Origin of the sequence: Novosphingobium sp. fls2-241-R2A-195, from assembly GCF_030209485.1 — a bacterium.
In the GTDB taxonomy this organism is placed as follows: domain Bacteria; phylum Pseudomonadota; class Alphaproteobacteria; order Sphingomonadales; family Sphingomonadaceae; genus Novosphingobium; species Novosphingobium resinovorum.
Window position 1 is genome coordinate 18,544 of record NZ_JARVRY010000032.1, and the last position, 20,295, is coordinate 38,838.

Sequence of the window (20,295 nt, forward strand, 5' to 3'; positions counted from 1 at the left end):
CCATCACAGGCCCAGCCGGTCGATCATCGGCTTGGTGATCAGGCATACGCCGTTCTCGGTGCGGCGGAAGCGGCGGGCGTCGAGTTCGGGGTCCTCGCCGACGACCAGCCCCTCGGGGATGCGCACGCCGGAATCGACGATCACGCGCTTGAGCTGGGCGCTGCGGCCGATGTTGCAATAGGGCAGGATCACGCCCTCTTCCACGCTGGAGAAGCTGCCCATCTTCACGCCCGTCATCAGCAGAGAGCGCCGGGCCAGAGCGCCCGAGACGATGCAGTCGTTCGAGATCAGCGACGAGATCGCATGGCCCCGCCGCCCGTCTTCGTCATGGACGAACTTGGCCGGCGCGGCGACCACCGAGTCCGACCAGATCGGCCATTCGCGGTCGTACATGTCGAGCTTGGGCACGGTGTCGGTAAGGTCGAGGTTGGCGTCGAAATAGGCGTCGAGGGTGCCCGCGTCGCGCCAGTATTCCTCGATCTCCTCGGCCGCACGGATGCAGCTGTTGGTGAAGCGATGGGCCTGCGCTTTGCCGTGCTTGACGATGTAGGGGATGATGTCGCCGCCGAAATCGCGCTTGCTGTCGGGGTCGGCGGCGTCGCGGCGCAGCTGCTCGAACAGGAAATCCGTGTTGAACACGTAGATGCCCATAGAGGCCAGCGCCATGTCCTCCTGCCCCGGAATGCCCGGCGGATCGGCGGGCTTCTCGACGAAGGCGGTGATGCGGTCCTCGGCATCGACGTGCATGACGCCGAAGGCCACCGCTTCCATGCGCGGCACCACGAGGCAGCCCACGGTCACGTCCGCACCCGAGTTGACGTGCTCCTGCAGCATCAGCTCATAGTCCATCTTGTAGACGTGGTCGCCCGCCAGGATAACCATGTACTTGGGCGCGTGCGGCTGGATGATGTCGATGTTCTGGTAGACCGCGTCGGCGGTGCCTTCGTACCACAGCAGCTCGGAAATGCGCTGGCTGGCGGGGAGGATGTCGAAGCTCTCGTTACGCTCGGGGCGCATGAAGTTCCACGCGCGCTGCATGTGGCGGATCAGGCTATGCGCCTTGTACTGCGTGGCGACGCCGATGCGGCGGATGCCCGAGTTGATCGCGTTCGACAGTGCGAAGTCGATGATCCGGGCCTTGCCGCCGAAGTAGACGGCGGGCTTGGCGCGATTGTCGGTCAGCTCCCTCAGGCGGCTGCCTCGTCCGCCGGCCAGGACATAGGCCATGGCATCGCGCGCGAGCGGCGAGCCGGAAGCTGGTCTCATTTCGTGTCTCTCCGTAGTTATGTGTCTGATTGGAAACTTGATGAGGTAATTCAGGGTATTCCCGCATCAGCCCCCTCGCTCGTCATTGCGAGCGCAGCGAAGCAATCCAGGGCGGCGTAAAACGGCCCTGGATTGCTTCGCTGCGCTCGCAATGACGAACAGGTGAGGCGGGTTCATCGTCTTATCCGGCGTATTCGAGCATGATCGTGGCCAATGGCGGCAAGGTTACCGTCGCCTGCCCGTCCAACGCCTTCACCTGACCGAGGTTGCCCTTGCCGGTGCCGCCGTAGTGGACGGAATCGCTGTTGAGCACTTCGCTCCACTTGCCGTCGATCGGCAGGGGGATGCGATACCCGACGCGCATCGTGGGCGTCATGTTGGCGATCACCGCGACAGGCTTCGCCCCCGGTGCCTTGCGCAGCCAGGCGAAGACGCAGTTCTCCTTGTCGTCGACGATCAGCCACTCGAAGCCCTCGGGATCGCAATCCCCCGCGTGAAGCGCGGGCTTGGTGCGATAGAGGCGGTTGAGGTCCTTCACCAGATTGCGCACGCCTTCGTGCGCGGGGGCATCGCGCAAGTCCCAGTCGAGCGCGCGCTCCTCGCTCCATTCGCGGCGCTGGGCGAATTCCTGCCCCATGAACAGCAGCTTCTTGCCCGGATAGGCCCACATGAAGGCGTAGTAGGCGCGCAGGTTCGCGAACTTCTGCCAGTCGTCGCCGCTCATCTTGCCCAGCAACGAGCCCTTGCCGTGAACCACTTCGTCATGGCTGAGCGGCAGGACGTAGTTTTCCGAGAAGGCGTAGACGAGGCCGAAGGTCAGGTCTTCATGGTGATACTTCCGATGCACGGAATCGCGCGCCATGTAGCGCAGCGTGTCGTGCATGAAGCCCATGTTCCACTTGAACCCGAAGCCCAGCGCGGTCTCGCGCCCCTTACCGTCGCCTTCGTAGGCGGGCTGGGTGACGCCGGGCCATGCCGTCGATTCCTCGGCGATGGTCATGAAGCCGGGGTGCTCGCGGTAGACGGCGCGGTTGACTTCGCGCAGGAATTCCACCGCCTCCCAGTTCTCGCGGCCACCGTCCTGATTGGCGATCCACTCGCCCGCCTTGCGCGAGTAGTCGCGGTAGAGCATCGAGGCGACGGCATCCACGCGCAGCCCGTCGACGTGGTAGCGCTCGGCCCAGAACAGCGCGTTGTTGAGCAGGAAGCTGGCGACCTCGCGGCGGCCGAAGTTGTAGATCAGCGTGCCCCAGTCGGGCTGCTGGCCCAGCTTCGGGTCGGCATGTTCGTAAAGCGCGGTGCCGTCGAAGCGGCAGAGGCCGTGCTCGTCCTTGGGGAAGTGCGCGGGCACCCAGTCGAGCAGGACGCCGATGCCCGCCCGGTGCGCGCCGTCGACGAAGCGGGCGAAGCCGGCGGGCTCCCCGAAGCGCGAAGTCGGGGCGTAGAGGCCGGTCGTCTGGTAACCCCACGAAGGATCGTAGGGGTGCTCGCTGATCGGCAGGAACTCGATATGGGTAAAGCCCATCTCGACCACGTAGGGGATCAGTTCGTCGGCCAGCGCATCCCAGTCGAGGAACCAGTTCCAGCGGTCGCGCTTCCACGAACCGGGGTGGACCTCGTAGATCGAGACCGGCACCTTGCGGGCGTCGACGGTGGCCCAGTGCTCGCGGTGGGCCTTGTCGCCCCAGTCGAGCTTGGCCGGAACGGCGGTGACCGAGGCGTTGTCCGGCCGGATTTCCGACATAAAGGCGAAGGGATCGGCTTTCAGCGGCTGCACCATGCCGTCGGCGCCGACCACGTGGTACTTGTAGGCGCGGTAATCGCCGATGTCGGGGATGAAGATTTCCCACACGCCGATATCGGCGCGGGCGCGCATGACGTGGCGCTTGGCGTCCCAGTCGTTGAAGTCACCCACCACGCTGACCTGCCGGGCGTTGGGCGCCCAGACCGCGAAGTGGACGCCGTGTGCGCCCTCATGCTCGATCAGGTGCGCGCCCAGCTTGTCGAACAGGCGGTAATGCGTGCCTTGCGCGATCAGCAGGTCGTCCACCGGGCCGAGCACCGGGCCGAAGGTATATGGGTCGGTTACAAGCCAGTCATGCCCGTGCGCTGTGCAGCGGTAGCGGATCGGCTGCGGCTTGATACGTAGCCGTCCTTCGAACAGGTAGCGCGGATCGACCTTGTCGAGCTTGCCGAGCCAGTGACCGTCGAGGCTGAACGCCTCGACGGTCTCGGCGCCCGGAAGGATCGCCCTCAGGTGCGTCCCGTCCGGCCCGGCATGGGTGCCGAGCAGCGAGAACGGATCTGCGTTGGTTCCTAGAAGCAGGGATTCGAGAGCGCTTTCCGTTGGCTTCACAGAACTTTCCAGATGTCCTTGGCGTACTCGGAGATAGTACGGTCCGAGGAGAACCAACCGACGTTGGCGATGTTCCGGATTGCCGAGGCGCGCCAGCCCGCCTTGTTCTCCCACCGCGCGTCGACTTCGCGCTGGGCGGCGGTGTAGCTGTCGAAATCGGCGGCGCACATGAACCAGTCATGCTCGTAGATGCCGTTGACCAGCCCTTCGTAGCGGTGCGGATCGTCGTGCGAGAACACGCCCGAGGCGATGGCCGACAGGGCCTGCCCCAGCTCGCGCGATTCCTCGATGATGGCGCGGGGGTTGTAGCCCTCGGCACGCTTGGCGGCGACTTCCTCGGCGGTGAGGCCGAAGATGACGATGTTCTCGTCGCCGACGTGTTCCTTGATCTCGACGTTGGCGCCGTCGAGCGTGCCGATCGTCAGCGCGCCGTTGAGGGCGAATTTCATGTTGCCCGTGCCCGAGGCTTCCATGCCCGCGGTCGAGATCTGTTCCGACAGGTCGGCGGCGGGGATGATCCGCTCGGCCAGGCTGACATTGTAGTTGGGCACGTAGACGACCTTGAGCAGCCCGCCCACCGAGGGGTCGGAATTGACGCGCCGGGCGATGTCGTTGGCCAGTTTGATGATGAGCTTGGCGTTGTGATAGCTCGACGCCGCCTTGCCGCCGAAGATCTTGACGCGCGGCACCCAGTCGCGCTCCGGGTGGCTGCGGATCTGGTCGTAGAGCGCGACCGTCTCGATCAGGTTGAGCAGCTGGCGCTTGTATTCGTGGATGCGCTTGATCTGGACGTCGAACATCGCGTCGGGATCGAGGCGGATGCCCATCGTGCGCTTGATGTAGTCCGCCAGCGCGACCTTGTTCGATCGCTTGACCTCGGCGATGCGCTCACCCAGCGCGGCGTCGTCCGCCAGCGGGTTGAGGTCGGACAGCTTCGCCGCGTCGTCCAGGAATTCAGGGCCGATGGCGTCCCTGATGACCTTGGTGAGCCCGGGATTGCATTGCTGCAGCCAGCGGCGCGGGGTGACGCCGTTGGTCTTGTTGTTGATCCGGCTCGGGTAGAGCGCGTGGAGATCGGCGAAGACCGTCTCCTTCATCAGATCGGTATGCAGCGCGGCCACGCCGTTGATCGAGTGCGCGCCCACGAACGCGAGGTTCGCCATGCGCACGCGGCGCTCCCCGCTCTCGTCGATGAGGCTGATCGCGGCGATCTGCGCGTCGGTCAGGCCCGCCTTGCGCGCTTCGCGCAGGACGCGGCTGTTGATCGCGTAGATGATCTGCATGTGGCGCGGCAGCAGGCGCTCGAACAGCGGCAGCGGCCAGGTTTCCAGCGCCTCGGGCAGAAGGGTGTGGTTGGTGTAGGAGATGGTCTTCTTGGTGACCTCCCACGCCTCGTTGAACTCCAGCCCTTCGAGGTCGACCAGAACGCGCATCAGTTCGGCGACGGCGACCGAGGGATGCGTGTCGTTGAGCTGGATCGCGGCCTTGTCCGGCAGCGTGCGGATATCGCCCTCGTACTGGACGTGGCGGCGCACGATGTCCTGGATCGAGGCGGCGGTGAAGAAATACTCCTGCCGCAGCCGCAGTTCCTGGCCCGCCGGGCTGGAGTCGGCCGGATAGAGCACGCGCACCAGCGCCTCGGCCCGCACCTTCTCCGCCAGCGCGCCGAAGTGGTCGCCGGCGTTAAAGGCGTCGAGCTTCAGCGGGTCGATCGGGTTGGCGGTCCACAGCCGCAGCGTGTTGACGCGCTTGCCGCGCCAGCCGACCACCGGGGTATCGACGGCGGTGGCGTCCACTTCCTCGGCCGCGTTCCACATGACACCGTCGCCCTTGGCCACGACCTCGCCGCCGAAGCCGATGCGGTAGGTGCTCTCCAGCCGCTCGAACTCCCAGGGATTGCCGTGAGCGAGCCAGGTCTCGGGCAGTTCGACCTGCCAGCCGTCGTCGATGCGCTGGCGGAACATGCCGTTCACGTAGCGGATGCCGTAGCCGTAAGCCGGAATGTCGAGCGTCGCGAGGCTCTCCATGAAGCACGCCGCCAGACGCCCGAGGCCGCCGTTGCCGAGCGCCGCGTCGGGCTCCAGCTCCTCCAGTTCGGCAAGGTCGAGGCCGAAGGAGGCGAGGGCCTTCTCCATGTCGCGCGTGACGCCCAGGTTCGAGAGCGCGTCGCGCAGCAGGCGACCGATCAGGAACTCCATCGAGAGGTAGTAGACGCGCTTGCCGCCCGCCTCGTACGTCCGCTGGGTCGATTCGATCCATGCGTCGATGATGTGATCGCGCAAGGTCAGGATCGAGGATGCGTACCAGTCATGCTGCTTGGCCGCGCGCTGATCCTTGCCGATGCGGCGACGCAGGACGCGCAGGATGTCCTTTTCCATCTGCGAGACGGCGTCTTGCTTGATGTCGGACACGGGTTCGCTGGCCATGAGCACACTCCATAGCAGGCCATGCCGACGTACCGAATACGGCTCGACGGGACGGGCCGGTTGATGCCAGGACGAAGGCGACGCCCCCTTCCCGTTCCTAAGGAGTAATGGCTAGCACAGGCTTGCGATGCGGCAAGAGAGATTGTGCAGTGCGGCAATGATTTTCCTGCCCGGGAAAGACCGGAGCCGCGCAAGGCAGCCCCGGCCTCCTGCATGGACCTAGCGGTCCTCCTCCCAGGTGCAGTCCTTGATCTCGATGCCGAGGTCGGCGACCAGCTTGCGCATGCCGAGGACGTCGAACAGCACTTCGCCCTCGCCGATACGGCGGCGGAACTCGACCTCGTTGGCTGCGCGGGCCTCGGCATTCGTGACGGCCAGTTCCAGCAGCGCGCGCGGGATCACCAGAACGCCGTCCGAATCGCCGACGATCAGGTCGCCCGGCTCCACCAGCACGCCATCGACCACGATCGGCACGTTGACCGCCGCCGGGCCGCGCTTCTTGGGGTGTTCGGGAGAGACGGCGGTAGACCAGACCGGATAGCCGAGGTCCCGGATCGCATCGACGTCGCGCGTGGCGCCATGGACGACGGTGCCGACGAGGCCCTTCTTCTGCGCGAACGTGCAAGCAACGTCGCCCCACAGCGCGCCCTGATGCCCGCCACCGTTGGTCAGGACCAGCACGTCGCCCGCCTCGGCGGTATAAAGTGCGGCATGGATGGCGAGGTTGTCGCCCGGGAAATTCCACGCCGTCACCGCCGGACCGCAGACCTTCTGGCCGGGCGCGATGGGGACCATGGCCGGGCTCATCAGGCACATGCGCCCGGCGATCTCGCCAAGGCCTTCGTGCAGGTCGGCGATGCCGAACTTCGCGGCGCGGGCGATGAGCGCCGGGTCGGGGCGGTGCACCCTGGCATAGATCACGGACTTGGTGGGCACGGTCACGGCAGAACCTCCGGGTTGAGCAGGGTGGCGGGGACTTCGCCCCGGCTGACGGTGTCGATGACGGCGGCGACATGAAGCGCCATGTCCTTCATCCCCGCCTCGGTCACGCCCGCGACGTGGGGCGAGAGCAGGCAGTTGGAGAGGCCGAACAACGGGTGGTCGGCAGCGGGCGGTTCGGCCTCGAACACGTCGATACCCGCGCCCGCGATCTGGCCGCAGCGCAGCGCCTCGGCCAGCGCTGCCTCGTTGACGATCCCTCCGCGAGAGCAGTTCACCAGCAGCGCGTGCGGCTTCATCATGCCCAGCTCGACGGTATCGATGAGGTTGCGGGTGCCCTCGGTCAGGGGCACGTGAATGGATACGATGTCGCAGCCGAGCACGCCCGTCAGGTCTGCCGGTTCGACACCTGCGGCGCGCACTTCAGCATCGGACACCACAGGATCAAAGGCCAGCACCTCACACCCGAACCCGGCGCCGCAGATCTTGGCGACTTGCCGGGCGATCCGGCCGAAGCCGATCAGACCGACGCGGGCACCGGTGAGGTCGCCGAGGCGGATGCCCCATCGTTCGTCCCAGCGCCCCTCGCGCACGAGGGCATCCATGTCGCGCGTGCGGCGCAGCAGGCCGAGCATCAGCGAAACCGAGCCCTCTGCCACGGCGGTGGAGTTGTTGCCGCCCGGCGTGTTGGCGACCATCACCCCTTGCTGGGTAGCGGCAGGAATGGCGATGTTGTCCACCCCCGCGCCATGCTTCACGATGGCCTTGAGGCCGCGCATCGCGCCGAAGATATCCGGCCCCAGCGGGCTGGTGCGGATGACGAGCACGGTCGTTTCGGCCACGCTGGGATCGTCGAGTCCGATGACATCATGCGCCGCCGCGATGCGCTCCATTCCTGACGGATGGATCGGATCGACGATGCAGACGCGCTCTCGGGAGGGGGTAGGAGTGTCCTTGGACATTGTTCTTGATGTATACCATCGGGGCGATTTTGGAGGGCCTGACGGTGAAAGGCCTTTGGCTTAGGGTCAAGCTGCAATACGGTTGGCGGCCTATAACATGTATCCGATCCGGGCACTTCCCGTCCGGGCGATCAATCGAAGGAGAGGACGATGTTCGCCGCCCCGCCCGCCGTCACCGCGGAAGTGTTCTGCCGTATTCCCGACAAGTTCCGCCGCTTCGGCGAAAGTACGCAGTGGGCGCAGGTCCAGCTTCACGGCGCCGCCGCGCCGGTGTTCCTCGAAGGCCCGGTCTTCGATGCGGCGGGCAACCTGTGGGTCACCGACATTCCCTGGGGGCGACTGTTCCGGATCAGCCCGGATGGTGAATGTGAAGTCGGCTTCGAATACGACGGCCAGCCCAACGGCATGAAATTCCTGAGCGACGGGCGCCTGCTGGTGGCCGATCACCACAAGGGCATGGTCATCTGCGACCCTGCCAGCGGCAAGGCGGAGACGTGGTTCGACCGCTATCTGCTCGAACCGTTCCTGGGCTGCAACGACCTGACGATCGCGAAGAACGGCGACATCTGGTTCACCGATCAGGGTCAGTCGGGCTGGCAGAACCCCAACGGCCGCCTGTTCCGCGTCCGCGCCGGGACCGGGCGGCTGGAATTGATGCTGGACGGCATTCCCAGCCCCAACGGCCTCGTGCTCAACAAGGCGGGGACCGCGCTTTACCTTGCCGTGACGCGCGCCAATGCGGTGTGGCGTTGTCCTCTCGTCAATGCCACGGGTAATGAAGGAGGCGAGGTGATCTCCAAGGTCGGGACCTATATCCAGCTTTCCGGCGGCTCCGGTCCGGACGGGCTGACCATCGACGAGAACGACAACCTCGTCGTCTGCCATGTCGGCTTCGGCGCGGTGTGGCTGTTCTCCGACCGGGGCGAGCCGATGCTGCGGATCGATGTTCCGGAAGGGCGCTACACCACCAACGCGGCCTACGGCGGGCCTGGGAACAGGTGGCTGTTCTTCACGGAATCGAGCACCGGAACGGTCTACAAGGTCGAGATGCCGGTAGCCGGGCGGGAGATCTACGAGGCAACGATTTAAAGATCCTCCCCGAGCTTGCTCGGGGAGGGGGACCGCCGCCGCAGGCGGTGGTGGAGGGGGAGAGTTCGAACATTCCCCCTCCGTCAGCCCTGACGGGCTGCCACCTCCCCGAGACAAGCTCGGGGACAAATTAGGCGGCTGTCAGGCCTGCCGCCGCAATCCCCGCGAAGGCCGCTTCCTCATCCTTGTCCGAGAGGTCGCCGCTCACGCCGACCGCGCCGAGCAGCGCGCCCGCCTCGTCACGCACCAGCACGCCGCCTGCCGCCGGGATCAGCTTGCCGTGCCACGCGGCCGACAGCGCCGCCATGAATTGCGGGCGTTCCGCCGCCATGTCGCCGAGCTTGCGGCTGGACACGCCCATCGCCAGCGCGCCCGCTGCCTTGCCTGCGGCAATGTCGGGGCGGCCGTAGCCCGAGCCGTCCTCGCGCTCCATCGCGACGAGGTGGCCGCCGGCGTCGAGCACCACGACGGTCAGCGGATTGAGCCCCATTTCGCGCCCCTTGGCACGAGTGGCGGCGATAAGGCTGCGGGACTGGTCGAGGGTAATCATGCGCACAGGTTCTCCTGAATCGGTGGGCGAACCTTGGGGAAGGCGGCCCCTGCCTGCCCGTCCTGCGCGGCTTTTACAAGCGCCCGCTCACTCCGCTGCGAGCGGCATCGCCCCGCCGTCGCCGATCAGGTGCCCGTAGCGCAGCAGGCTGGTGCGGGTGCGGCGGATGTGCATGACGAGGGCGGCCTGCGCGGTCTCGACCTCGCGCTTGGCGATGGCGTCGTAGAGCAGCTGGTGCTCCAGATCGTGCGTGCGTCCACCCGGGCTTTTCGCTCCCGGCGTGGCGCTCGCCGCTGCCCCTGACATCGCCAGCTTCATGTAGGCGCGGCGATAGCTTTGCGTCGTGTCCCAGACGCGCTCGACGATCTGCGCGAGCAATGGCGTCGAGTGGCGGCGATAGGTGATCCAGTGGAATTCGCGGCCGAGCGCGATCGCTTCGTCGATGTCGGCGGTCTGCTCGTTGCGCTCCATGACGGCGCGCAGGTCGGCGAGGTCGGCTTCGGTCAGGTGCGGGACGCTGTCGGCAAGGAGCAGCGGCTCTATCCTTTCGCGGATTTCGTAAGATACCTCGAGGTCGCGGCGCGTCAGGCTGGTGACCCGCGCGCCCGCATTCGCGCGCATGGTGACCAGCCCGCGCGCCTCGAGGATGCGCAAGGCATCGCGCACCGGAATGCGGCTGGTGGCCAGTTCGTCTGCCAGTTCGTCCTGCTTGATCCGTGCACCGGGAGGCAGTGCTCCCGATAGGATACGTTCGGCTAGAATATCGGCGACGCGCTGGCTGGCGACGCCCTGGGGAACGGTAAGGTCTCTGGTCATGGCGTCGCTTCGCGTTTTGGATACGATCAGCGGCATAGACCGTTACGAAGGGGGCGCAAAGAGGTACGTGACGGCGCTCAAGAGAGATGAAGTCGCGAAGGGAGGACGGCGTAGACGTCGCCGCGTCGTCCTCCCTGCGCCGTCCTCCCTGTCTTTCGGGATCAGAACATGGTTCGCAGGCCGAACACCACGTTGCGCCCGCGTAGCGGGGAGGCGTCCTTGATGAAGGATGCGTGGTTGAAGGCGAGGGCATTCGTCAGGTTGGTGCCGCGCACATAGAGTTCGGCCGACTGCTCGCCGAGAGCCAGCTTGTAGGAGACTGTGGCGTTGACCATGTCGTAACCCGGCGTGCGCGTCTCGTAGGAGGAGATGCGGCTCTGCTCGAAGACGCGAAAGTATTCTGCGTTCACGGCGAAGCCCGCCACCGCGACGTCGCCGCGCGCGCCGAGACGTCCCGCCGGGATGCGGGGCAGGTTACCGCCTTCATCCTTGAACTTCGCGCGCACGTAATCGCCGAAAACGGCAAGCCCGATGGTCGGCGAGAACTGATGGTGGACCTCGCCGTCGATGCCGGTGAAGGTGGCGTCGTGCGCGGTGTACCTGATGAGGCGGAAGTCCTCGAAGCGGTCCAGCGTCTCGGCGTAGATGTAGCCGTCGAAGTCCTGGTGATAGGCGCCCAGCGTGAAGTGCGTGTCGCCCAGCGACTTGCGCAGGGTCACGTCGATGGAGTGTGCCGTTTCCTTGCCCAGCGTCGCGTCGCCCAGTTCATAGGTATTGGTCGCAAGGTGCACGCCGCGCGCGAACAGTTCCTGTGCCATCGGCGCACGTTGCGACCGGGCGAGCGAGAGCGCGACCGAATAACCGTTGCCGGCTTCCCAGATTGCCGCGCCGGAGAGCGAGAACGGATTGTGCTCGGCGCGGCGGTTCAGCGTCGTCTCGATCCTCTGCCACTCCTGCCGCACGGCGCCTTCGAAGCGGACGGGACCGAACTGGAGCGTTTCGAAGAGGAACAGGCCGGTGTTCGTCGTCTTGCTCTCGGGCAGATAGGCCTCGGTGCCGATGGCGCTGAAGTCGCTCCGGGCGTGCTGGACGCCGAAAGTGCCGCGAAGTCCCGCCAGCGGCTTGTGCGTCAGTTCAAGGCGGACATCGTGCGCCTTGTTGCGGAAAGTCGTCGCGACCTCGTCATGTTCCAGTTCCTCGTGGCGGTACGTGGTCATGCCCGCGCGGAAGCGCACCCGCTCGAAACCGGGAAGCGGCTCTTCGTAGTCGCTGCGGATGTCGATTCGCTCGCTGCGCAGGCGCACGTAGGGCACTTCGTCATGGCCCTCTTCGTCGTGGTCGTGGTCGTGATCGTGGCCATCATCGTGATCGGCGTGGTCATCGTGGCCGCCGCAGTGGAGGCTGGCGCCGTGCGGGTGGCAGTCCTCGTAGTCGTGGCTGTGGCCGGGCAGTCCGTATTCGCTGGCCTGCCGGGTATAGGCTGCGCCGATATATCCCCGCTCGCCGACCCAGGCGCCGCCGACGGACCACGTCGAGGTGTCGTTGTAGGAGCCGTCGACGCGACGGTCGCCGAAGCGCGAGGGAACGCGATAGTCGTCGCTGGAACGGGCGACGCCTTCCACGCGAACGGCGAAGTTGCCGATGGCGCCGGTCATGCCGCCCACCAGTGACTGTTCGTTGTCCGCCGTGCCGAGACGCGCTTCCGCGACCGCTGCGACGCCATTGGCCGGCAGGGCCGTGGGAATCCTGCTGTCGAGCACGTTAACCGCGCCGCCGATCGCACCGCCGCCGTAAAGCAGCGTCGCCGGTCCGCGCAGAACCTCGATTCCGCGCATCAGCAGCGGCTCGGCCACGACCGCATGATCCGGAGAGACCTGCGAGGCGTCCTGGATCTGCGAGGCGTCGGACAGGACCTGCACGCGCGGCGCGGTCTGGCCGCGGATGACCGGGCGGCTCGCACCGCCGCCGAAGTTGTCGAAGTTGACGCCGGGCTGCCCGGCCAGCGTCTCTCCCAGCGTCGCCTGACGGCGGTGGACAAGCTCGTCTCCGCCCAGCGTCAGGACCGGCGTGACGGTCTCGTCCGCGCGCTGCTGCAGCGCCGTCGCCGTGACCACGATGTCATCGGCGCGGTGCGCCTTCGTCGATTGCGCGAGGGCTGCCGGAGCGACGATGCAAGCGGTCGCGACCGAGGCCAGAAGTATTCCGTGTTTCATGCCGAATTGTCCCCTCTAGGCTTGAGGGGTGGCCGTTAGATCATAATGAGATGATATAACATTATATTTATATTTCAAAAAGTTTCCGGCGGCATCGGCGAGGGCAGGGCCGGGAAGGGCAGATCCAGAACCAGCAGCAGGCGCGATATGCCCGTTCCGGCGATCGGCGGCGAGCGATGGAGGATCGCCGGTTCTTCGGCCCAGATACGGCCCTTGAACAGTCCGAGGTTCCCTGCACGCAATCGCCTGACGGATGCGTCCTGTCCACAGGCCACTTCGATCCACTCCGTGCCGGGTTCGGTAAGGGGTATGATCATCCGCGCCCGGACGTTGTCCATGTGGAACTTGCGGCAGGCATCGGTCTCGACGATCTCCAGCCGTATGCGGACTGCGTCGCTTTGCATGATGCGGGCGAACAGGCGTGCCTGGGTGCTGATCTCTTCTGCAAGCGTGGCGGCGCGCCCATCGTCCGGGTAGCCCGCATCCCGCAGCGCGGCGGGGATGGACACAGTCAGGTCTACGACCGGAAAAGTCTCCTGCAGATCGTCGATTTCGTCGAGGTCGAGCGCATCGAGCCAGTCGAGCGACGCCGGCCGCGCGCGCTGCCACAAGGCGAGGTGGACGGCCTCGTCGTGGATGCAGTCCAGCACCAGCGGGATTTCGGCCGCGATCCATGCCGCTCGTGGGTGCGACAAAGAACCGCAGGGCATTGCGCTTTCGTCGGCGCCGGGCGAGACAGGAATGTTCATGGCTGGGATGTGCGTGACCCCTGGTCTCTCGGTTCAGGCCGGCGGTCGTTCCCGATGCCTGACCGGTTTTCCGGGGCGACGTGGCCGTCGCCCCGGAAGGTGATCCGTCGGAAGCCGGTTTTTAGAAGCTGACCCGCGCGCTGACGCGGATGTCCCGCCCGGCGAGCATCGAATAGTCCTTGAGGAACGACGATGCCCGGCGTGCCACGACGTCGAAGATGTTGTTCGCCGACAAGGCGAAGCTGAGTGGACGTTCGTTGCCCCAGGGACGGATGTTCACTTCGGCGTTGACCATAGTGTAGCCCGGCGTGCTCGTCTCGAATTCGGACGTGCGGTCCTGCTTGGTGACGCGCTCTACTTCGCCGCGGATGTCGAACTTGGGCGCCTGATAGCTCAGCCCGCCCAGAACGCGCAGCGGCGGTATGCGCGGCGCGGGGCCGACGCCGCTGATCTGGGCGTGGACATAGTCGCCCAGCGCATCGGCCACCACCTTGCCGTCGCCGAACCGGGCGAGGGTGAATGACCCCTGCGCCTCGAAGCCGTAGTAACGCGCGTCGGTCTGGCGGAACTGGTAGACGGGAAGGCCATCCTCTTCCGCGCCGGTCAGGTCCTCGTAAATGAAATTCGAGAACCAGGTGTGATAGGCCGATGCCTCGAAGGTGTAGTTCTCGCCGCTGCCGCGCAGGATCGCCTCGATGCTGTTGGCCTTCTCCAGTTTGAAGTCGGGGTTGCCGACCTCGTAGGCCTGTGTGCCTGCGTGCGGGCCATTGGCGAAGATTTCCTCCGCCGCCGGTGCGCGTTCCGTGTGCGAAAGGTTGAGGCCGACGCGCCAGTTGTCGCTGAGGCCGTAGGATGCGCCCAGCGAGCCGGAGAACGCATCGTAGCTGCGGCTGCCGTCGAAGAACTGTTCCTGATCGCTCAGGGGGCTCGCGGACAGATAGGTGTGCTCGTAGCGGCCACCGGCCTCGAACTTGAGCGCGCCGTAGTCAAGCTGCTGGAGCGTGAAGAGGCCGATCTGGGTGGTGGTGTTCTTGGGCAGGAAGGCTTCGTCGCCGATGACGTTGAAGTCACGGTTGTAGAACTGCAGGCCGGTGACGCCGTGCCAGGCGCCGTGCTTCGCCTGCGTGAATTCGAGGCGGCCTTCCATGCCCTTGTTGTAGAACGCGGTGCCGACCGAACCGTCTTCCTCCAGTTCGGCGTGCGTGTAATCGGCATAACCGAGGCGCAGCGATACCTTGTCCAGCACATTGCCGTCGCCGTCGAGTTCGGCGCGCATGTCGATGCGGTCCTGCTTCAGGCTGAGGCGGGGCGCCTCCTGTTCGTCGCCCGGCTGGGTGGCGAAGCGGATCGGTACGCCGTAAAGGCTGTCGTAGTGGCTGTACGACACGCCGATGTTGCCGCCGGTGCCGATGTAGGCAAGGCCGGCCCCGGCTGTCCAGGTCTTCGACGCCGAATTCGGCAGCTTGCCGTTCACGGCAGCGTTGGCGGCGTAGTCGATCGTTTCCTCGCCATCTGCCGGCTCTTCGGCAGGCAGCAGGCTCGTTGCGCGGGCCTGTTCGCGCAGTGCCGGGGTGAGGGCGTGGCCGCCGATCCGCACGTTGTCGCTCTTCAGGTAGCTGCCGTCGGCATGGGCGACCCAGCCGCCGTCGGGGCCGTTGCTCAGGGGTACGTCCACCGAGGCCGAGCCCGAGCGCTCATTGGAGGCAGATCCATAAGTGCCCATGGCATCGACATGGACCGCCTCGTCCGGGACCGAAGTGGGAATCCGCTTGTCGATCACGTTCACGACGCCGCCGATCGCCGATGAACCGTACAGCAGCGACTGCGGCCCACGCAGCACCTCGATGCGCTCTGCCAGCAGCGGATTGACGACGGCGGCGTGATCGACGGACGTGTTGGAGACGTCGATCGAACCGAGGCCGTTGGTCAGCACGCGCACGCGCTCGCCCTGAAGACCGCGCAGCACCGGACGCGAGGCGCTGGGGCCGAAGGACGTGGCCGAGACACCGGGTTGATGCTCCAGGGTCTCGCCGATCGAGGGACGCATCGCCTGCGCCAGATCTTTGCCCTGCACTACCGCGACGCTCGACAACATGTCCTGGCGGCGGGTGGACAGCACGCCGGTCACGACGATCTCCGACCCTGCCGACTGATGATAGGTGTCGGTGCCCGAACTGGCGGTCTGCGTAGGCGCCGGTTGCGTCTGGGCGATGGCAGGGGAGGCGAGAACAGCCAATGCGCAGCCGGAAAGAAGCTGGAGTTTCATTCGGTTGGGTTCCTGAAAGGACATGATGTAACGTATCTCTGCTCGTCAACGGGCGACCCGAAGGACGATGACGCACCGCACCTAATGGATTTCAGGAGATGTTACAACATCATTTCCGGAAGATTGCCGATCGGTGTTCTTGCCGGGAGCCCGAGCCCGGATTCCGACCCTAGAACGCGGCCATCGAAAGTGAGGCTCGAACCAGGTCGGGCACCGAGCGCAGGGCCATCTTGCGCATCAGGCTGGAGCGGTGGAGCTTGACGGTGATCTCGCTGATCTCCAGTTCCCAGGCGATCTGCTTGTTCATCAACCCCCGTACGACGCCCTCCATAACCTGCCGCTCGCGTGGGGTGAGGGTGCCGAAACGTTGCGAAATGGCCTGGTTTCGCCGAGCGACCGAGCGCCGCTCGGTGTCGATTTCCAGCGCGTGCTCGACGGCGCCCAGCAGGTCGTGCTCGTCATAGGGGCGGGGCAGAAAGTCCACCGCCCCCGCTTTGATCGCGCGTACCGAGAGCGGCACGTCGGCATCGTCGGTCAGGAAAATGACGGGAATGGGCTCGCCGCGGCCCTTGAGGCGCTCAATCAGTTCGAGGCCGTCGATGGTGGGCATGCGTACCTCCGCGACGATGCAGCACGGCGCTTCGGGCAGCGCCGCGTCGAGCAAGGCTCCAGCCCAGGCGAAAGTCTCGACGACATGGCCCTCCGCGTCCAGCAGGGCGTGCAGCCTCGACCGGGCCTCGCCGTCGGCATCGACGATCAAAACCTTGCCGGGGCGGGCGTGGTCGTCGGCGGGATTGCGCGTCGGCTGGTTGGTGGGATGGATCATTGCTCAACTCCTTCTGGCGGAGCGGGAATGATGCAAAGTGCACACAACCGGCAATCCCCTCTTTCGGGGGGCTTTCCCCCGAGCGCCCTGCCGGATTACACGCATCACATGGACAACAGCGATTTTCAGGCCACTATCCGCATCGCCGTGGTCGATGACCACCCGCTGCTGCGTGATGGGATCGTCGCCGTCTTCGCGACCCAGCCCGATCTGGAACTGATCGCGGTGGGCGAGGATGGCGAGGCGGCGGTGCGCATCTATCGCGAGGCGCGCCCCGATATCCTGCTGCTCGACCTGCAGATGCCCAATGTCGACGGGGTGGAGGCGATGACGCGCATCCTCGCCGAATTTCCCGAGGCGCGCATCCTGGTGCTCACGACCTATTCGGGCGATGGCCGCGCGACGCAGGCGATCAAGGCGGGGGCCTCGGGATACCTGCTCAAGAACAGCCTGCGGACCGAACTGCTCGATGCGATCCGCTCGGTCCATCGGGGCGGCACGCACTTCGACAGGCAGGTGTTCGGCGCCGCCGACCGCGAGGCCAAGCGCCTGACCGCGCGCGAGAGCGACGTGCTGGAACTGGCGGCGGCGGGCAATTCCAACAAGCAGATCGCGGCGCGGCTGTCACTGTCCGAGGACACGGTGAAAGGCTATATGAAGGCGATCTTCGCGCGGCTCGGCGCGATGGACCGCACGCATGCCGTGGCGATCGCCGTGCGCAACGGGCTGATCGAGCTTTAGATTCTCCCCCTCGTCATTGCGAGCGAAGCGAAGCAATCCAGGGCGGTTTACCTGGCCCTGGATTGCTTCGCTTCGCTCGCAATGACGAAAGAGGTGCGGGTAAAGCCATCAGCGATACGCGATCTTCGCGGGCAGGCTCAGCCGGATCGAGGTGCCCTGCCCCGCCGCATTGGCGATCGCGAAGGCGCCGCCCAGCCGCTCGATCCGCTCGCGCATGCCGGTGAGGCCGAAGTGTCCCTCTCGCCCGCCGGCTGCGCGCACGTCTTCGGGCAGGCCGACGCCGTCGTCCACCACCCGCAGCGAAAGCCGGTCGCGGCCGTGGTGTATCTCCACCCGCACCATGCCTGCCCGGGCATGCTTTACCGCATTGGCCAGCGCCTCGCCCACCGCGAGTTCCAGTTCCTCGGCGACCGGAGCGCCGACCAGCCGTTCGGGGCCGTCGACCTTGACCTCCCACGGCAGGGTATCGCCCACCACGCGTGCGGCGCAGGCGCGCAGGGTTTCGGCGATGCACTTGGGCTCGGCATCCTCGCGCAGGCCCCGCACGCGCTCGCGGCCGTGGAGCAGGACGTCGTCGGCACGCTCCAGCGCTTCCTCGATGGCGGCGTGGGCAGGGGTGCCCGGCGTGGTCAGGTGCAGCACCGTCTGGAAGCGCAGCATCAGGCCCTGGAAGCCCTGCAGCAGCGTATCGTGCAAGTCCTGTGCGATGCGCTCGCGTTCGGCCACGCGTTCCTCGATGCGGTCGCGCAGGGACTGCATGGCGGCGCGCATGCGCCAGCGAAACAGCGCGTAGCCACCCAGCACCGCCGCCGCCAGCACCGCGAGGCGGAACCACGCGGTCTGCCAGAAATGCGGGGCGATGACGAAAGTGGCGGTCGCTTCCCGCTTCGCCCACGGCCCGTCGCCGGTGGCGGCGGTGACGTGGAAGCGGTACGTACCGGGGCCGAGCCCCGCGTAATCGACGCGGCGGCGCCCCTGCGCCTCCACCCAGTTCTCGTCCATCCCGTCGAGCCGGTAGCGATAGCGGTTGTTCTCCGCATCGGCGAGGCCGAGGCCGACGTAGGACAGGCTGACGCGCGTGGTGCCCGCAGGCAGGCGCGTGTTCGCGAGCGGATAGGCGTGGCCGTCCACTTCCAGCCCGGTGACCGCGATCGGCATGTCGGTCCGGCGCGGAGCGATACGCGAGGGATCGACCTGCACCACTCCGGTGCTGGTGACGAACCACAGCCGTCCTTGTGCATCGACGGCGGCGTCGTTGGCGGAGTAGGATTCGGTGCGCGCGCGGATCACGCCGCTCTGGCCGAAGCGGGCGAGCGGGATCGGCGTGCCGGGCTTCGCGAAAGCCGCATCGAGGTCCGCCTCGGCCACGCGGATGATGCCGCCTGACGAGATCAGCCAGTAATGCCCGGCGACGCGCACGATGCCCATCACCCCTGCCAGCCACGGATACGTCCGCGCGCTCAGTTGCTGCGCGCGGCGGCCGTCGTAGCGGGCGAGGCCCGCCTCGCCGCCGATCCATGTCTCGCCGTCCATCTGCTTGAGCATGCGCACGAAGCCGACGCCGCCCTTGCTGCCTGCGCCGTCGCCTTCGGGCCAGATGGGCGTAGTCTTGCCGTCATGGACGCGGGCAAGCAGGCGCAGCGGCTGGTTGACGATGAAGGTATTGGGCCCCGGCGCGATGAAGGTCGTAGCGGGCGGCAGGCGCTCGTCCTTGGTCCAGCGGGTGCCGTCGAGCCGGAACATGCCGGAGGCCGATACCGATTCCCACAGCCGTCCCTGCGGATCGGAGGCGCAGGCCTGGGCGAACTGGCGCTCATGCTCCAGCGGACCGACGATCCGCGTCACGGCGGCGCCGCGCACGAGATATTCGTTCTTGTACGTGAGCACATAGGCGCCGACGCCCGAAACCGAGCAGACCTCGGAAACCAGCCCCGACCGCAGGATCAGCTGCGCCTTGCCATCGACGATGCGGTAGAGGCCCTCGTCCCCGCCGATGTAGAGAGAGCCGTCCGGGCCGGTGGCGATGCCGGTGCGCACTCCCTTGATGGCGGCGTAGCGCACCACCGGCGTACGCACGAAGCGGTGAAGGCCGTCCGGCGCGCCGCCCCAGATGGTGCCCTCGCCGTCGCGCATCAGGGTGAACATGCCGACGGGATAGGTGTGCGCCTGTTCCATGCTCAGCGCGCCGCGCGGCACGGTCGCGAGGCCCGAAGCATTGCCGGCGATCCACAGCAGGTCATCGTCGTCGAACAGCATCTCGCGCCAGCCGTCGCCGCCGTTCAGCGGCTCGCCGAAACCGACGCCGGTTTCCGCAAAACCCTTCGCGATCAGGCGCTGGAGGCCGTCGCTCGAATAGAACCACATCGCGCCGGTGCGGTCCTCGCGGAAGGCAGGGCCGAGGTTCATGAGCGCGGGCACCGTTTCCAGCTTGCGGCTGCCGGGGGCCAGACGGCGCAAGTCGGGATTGGAGGCGATCCAGATGGCGCCGTTGCTCTGGCGGTACATGCGCAGCAGCGGGCCGTCGACGTCGATCACGTCCCAGCGGCCGTTCACCCAATGGCGCAGCTGCGAGCCGAAGCCGCTCCAGGTGGAAACCCAGATCGAGCCGTCAGGCGCGGCGATGATGTCGGTGATGCGCCCGCGCGGCTTTTCCGGGTTGGCGCCGCGCAAGTGCCCATCCCTGAGCCGGGCGATGCCGCCGAAGGCATAGCCCACCCATAGGCTGCCGTCCGGCCCTGCAGCCAGCGCGGTGACCTGCCGGGCGCGGAAGTTGTCGAAGTCCTCGGGCTCGACGCGCAGGAAGTTCAATCCGTCGAAGCGGTAGAGCCCGTCGCCCGAGCCGAGCCACAGGAACCCGTCGCGGGTGCGGGCGATGGCGCGGATATCGGGCGGGGCGCCGTCCGCCAGCGACCAGTAGCGGCTGGCGTAGCCGGGGATCTCGGTCGCGGGCGAGGCCAGCAGCGCGGGCGCGCAGAGGCTCGCGCCGATGAGGGCAGCGATGGCGCGGAAAAGCGGGCGGGCGACACGGACGGGACGCATCGCCCGCGCATTGCATGCGCCCGCGCGGGCGACAAGGTAACCTTTCGTTTGTCTTCC

The 20,295-nt window shown here is 66.6% G+C and carries 14 protein-coding genes; 2 read left to right on the forward strand and 12 right to left on the reverse strand.

The features are described from left to right. Positions 1–3 precede the first annotated feature (3 nt). The 5 genes from glgC to QRN25_RS22785 all read right to left on the reverse strand — a co-directional run bounded on the left by glgC (position 4) and on the right by QRN25_RS22785 (position 7,949). Positions 4–1,266 carry a glucose-1-phosphate adenylyltransferase gene (gene glgC / locus QRN25_RS22765; RefSeq protein ID WP_008831502.1) on the reverse strand — a complete coding sequence of 421 codons (1,263 nt, stop codon included), beginning with the start codon at positions 1,264–1,266 and terminating at the stop codon, positions 4–6. A gap of 181 nt (positions 1,267–1,447) precedes the next feature. Beyond that, positions 1,448–3,622: a 1,4-alpha-glucan branching protein GlgB gene (gene glgB, locus QRN25_RS22770; protein WP_285021566.1), complete on the reverse strand. Its 2,175-nt coding sequence runs from the start codon at positions 3,620–3,622 to the stop codon at positions 1,448–1,450. Further along, positions 3,619–6,048: a glycogen/starch/alpha-glucan phosphorylase gene (locus tag QRN25_RS22775; protein ID WP_285021567.1), complete on the reverse strand. Its 2,430-nt coding sequence runs from the start codon at positions 6,046–6,048 to the stop codon at positions 3,619–3,621. The genes glgB and QRN25_RS22775 overlap by 4 nt, the downstream gene beginning before the upstream one ends. A gap of 219 nt (positions 6,049–6,267) precedes the next feature. Next, positions 6,268–6,990, reverse strand: a complete 723-nt coding sequence (locus QRN25_RS22780) for a 4-carboxy-4-hydroxy-2-oxoadipate aldolase/oxaloacetate decarboxylase (RefSeq protein ID WP_036527857.1) — start codon at positions 6,988–6,990, stop codon at positions 6,268–6,270. Next, positions 6,987–7,949 carry a hydroxyacid dehydrogenase gene (locus tag QRN25_RS22785; protein ID WP_285021574.1) on the reverse strand — a complete coding sequence of 321 codons (963 nt, stop codon included), beginning with the start codon at positions 7,947–7,949 and terminating at the stop codon, positions 6,987–6,989. The genes QRN25_RS22780 and QRN25_RS22785 overlap by 4 nt, the downstream gene beginning before the upstream one ends. A 150-nt stretch (positions 7,950–8,099) precedes the next feature. Here QRN25_RS22785 and QRN25_RS22790 point away from each other — a divergent pair, with 150 nt between their 5' ends. Continuing rightward, positions 8,100–9,038 (forward strand): SMP-30/gluconolactonase/LRE family protein, encoded by a 939-nt coding sequence (locus tag QRN25_RS22790; protein WP_285021575.1) that lies wholly within the window; start codon positions 8,100–8,102, stop codon positions 9,036–9,038. Positions 9,039–9,168: 130 nt separating this feature from the next. On the opposite strand, the gene QRN25_RS22795 is transcribed toward QRN25_RS22790, so the two are convergent. The 6 genes from QRN25_RS22795 to QRN25_RS22820 form a co-directional block, all read right to left on the reverse strand. Further along, the gene (locus QRN25_RS22795) at positions 9,169–9,588 is read right to left on the reverse strand and encodes a GlcG/HbpS family heme-binding protein (protein ID WP_285021577.1); all 420 of its coding nucleotides are present in this window, start codon (positions 9,586–9,588) and stop codon (positions 9,169–9,171) included. A gap of 87 nt (positions 9,589–9,675) precedes the next feature. Beyond that, on the reverse strand, positions 9,676–10,404 hold the full coding sequence (locus QRN25_RS22800; protein WP_285021579.1) for a GntR family transcriptional regulator: 729 nt from the start codon (positions 10,402–10,404) through the stop codon (positions 9,676–9,678). Between the two features lie 161 nt (positions 10,405–10,565). After that, a complete protein-coding gene (locus QRN25_RS22805) occupies positions 10,566–12,617 on the reverse strand; it encodes a TonB-dependent receptor domain-containing protein (protein ID WP_271184400.1) in 2,052 nt (683 codons plus the stop codon). Positions 12,618–12,691: 74 nt separating this feature from the next. After that, positions 12,692–13,366: a DUF1826 domain-containing protein gene (locus QRN25_RS22810; RefSeq protein WP_285021580.1), complete on the reverse strand. Its 675-nt coding sequence runs from the start codon at positions 13,364–13,366 to the stop codon at positions 12,692–12,694. Positions 13,367–13,487: 121 nt separating this feature from the next. After that, complete coding sequence (locus QRN25_RS22815) at positions 13,488–15,632, reverse strand: TonB-dependent receptor (protein WP_285021581.1); 2,145 nt, start codon at positions 15,630–15,632, stop codon at positions 13,488–13,490. A 169-nt stretch (positions 15,633–15,801) separates the two neighbouring features. Further along, positions 15,802–16,458: a response regulator transcription factor gene (locus tag QRN25_RS22820; RefSeq protein ID WP_285021583.1), complete on the reverse strand. Its 657-nt coding sequence runs from the start codon at positions 16,456–16,458 to the stop codon at positions 15,802–15,804. A gap of 108 nt (positions 16,459–16,566) precedes the next feature. Between QRN25_RS22820 and QRN25_RS22825 the strand changes: the two genes are divergently transcribed. Continuing rightward, complete coding sequence (locus QRN25_RS22825) at positions 16,567–17,199, forward strand: response regulator transcription factor (protein WP_285021586.1); 633 nt, start codon at positions 16,567–16,569, stop codon at positions 17,197–17,199. Between the two features lie 108 nt (positions 17,200–17,307). On the opposite strand, the gene QRN25_RS22830 is transcribed toward QRN25_RS22825, so the two are convergent. Beyond that, entirely contained in the window at positions 17,308–20,238 is a 2,931-nt protein-coding gene (locus tag QRN25_RS22830; RefSeq protein WP_285021588.1) for a sensor histidine kinase, read from the reverse strand. Positions 20,239–20,295 lie beyond the last annotated feature (57 nt).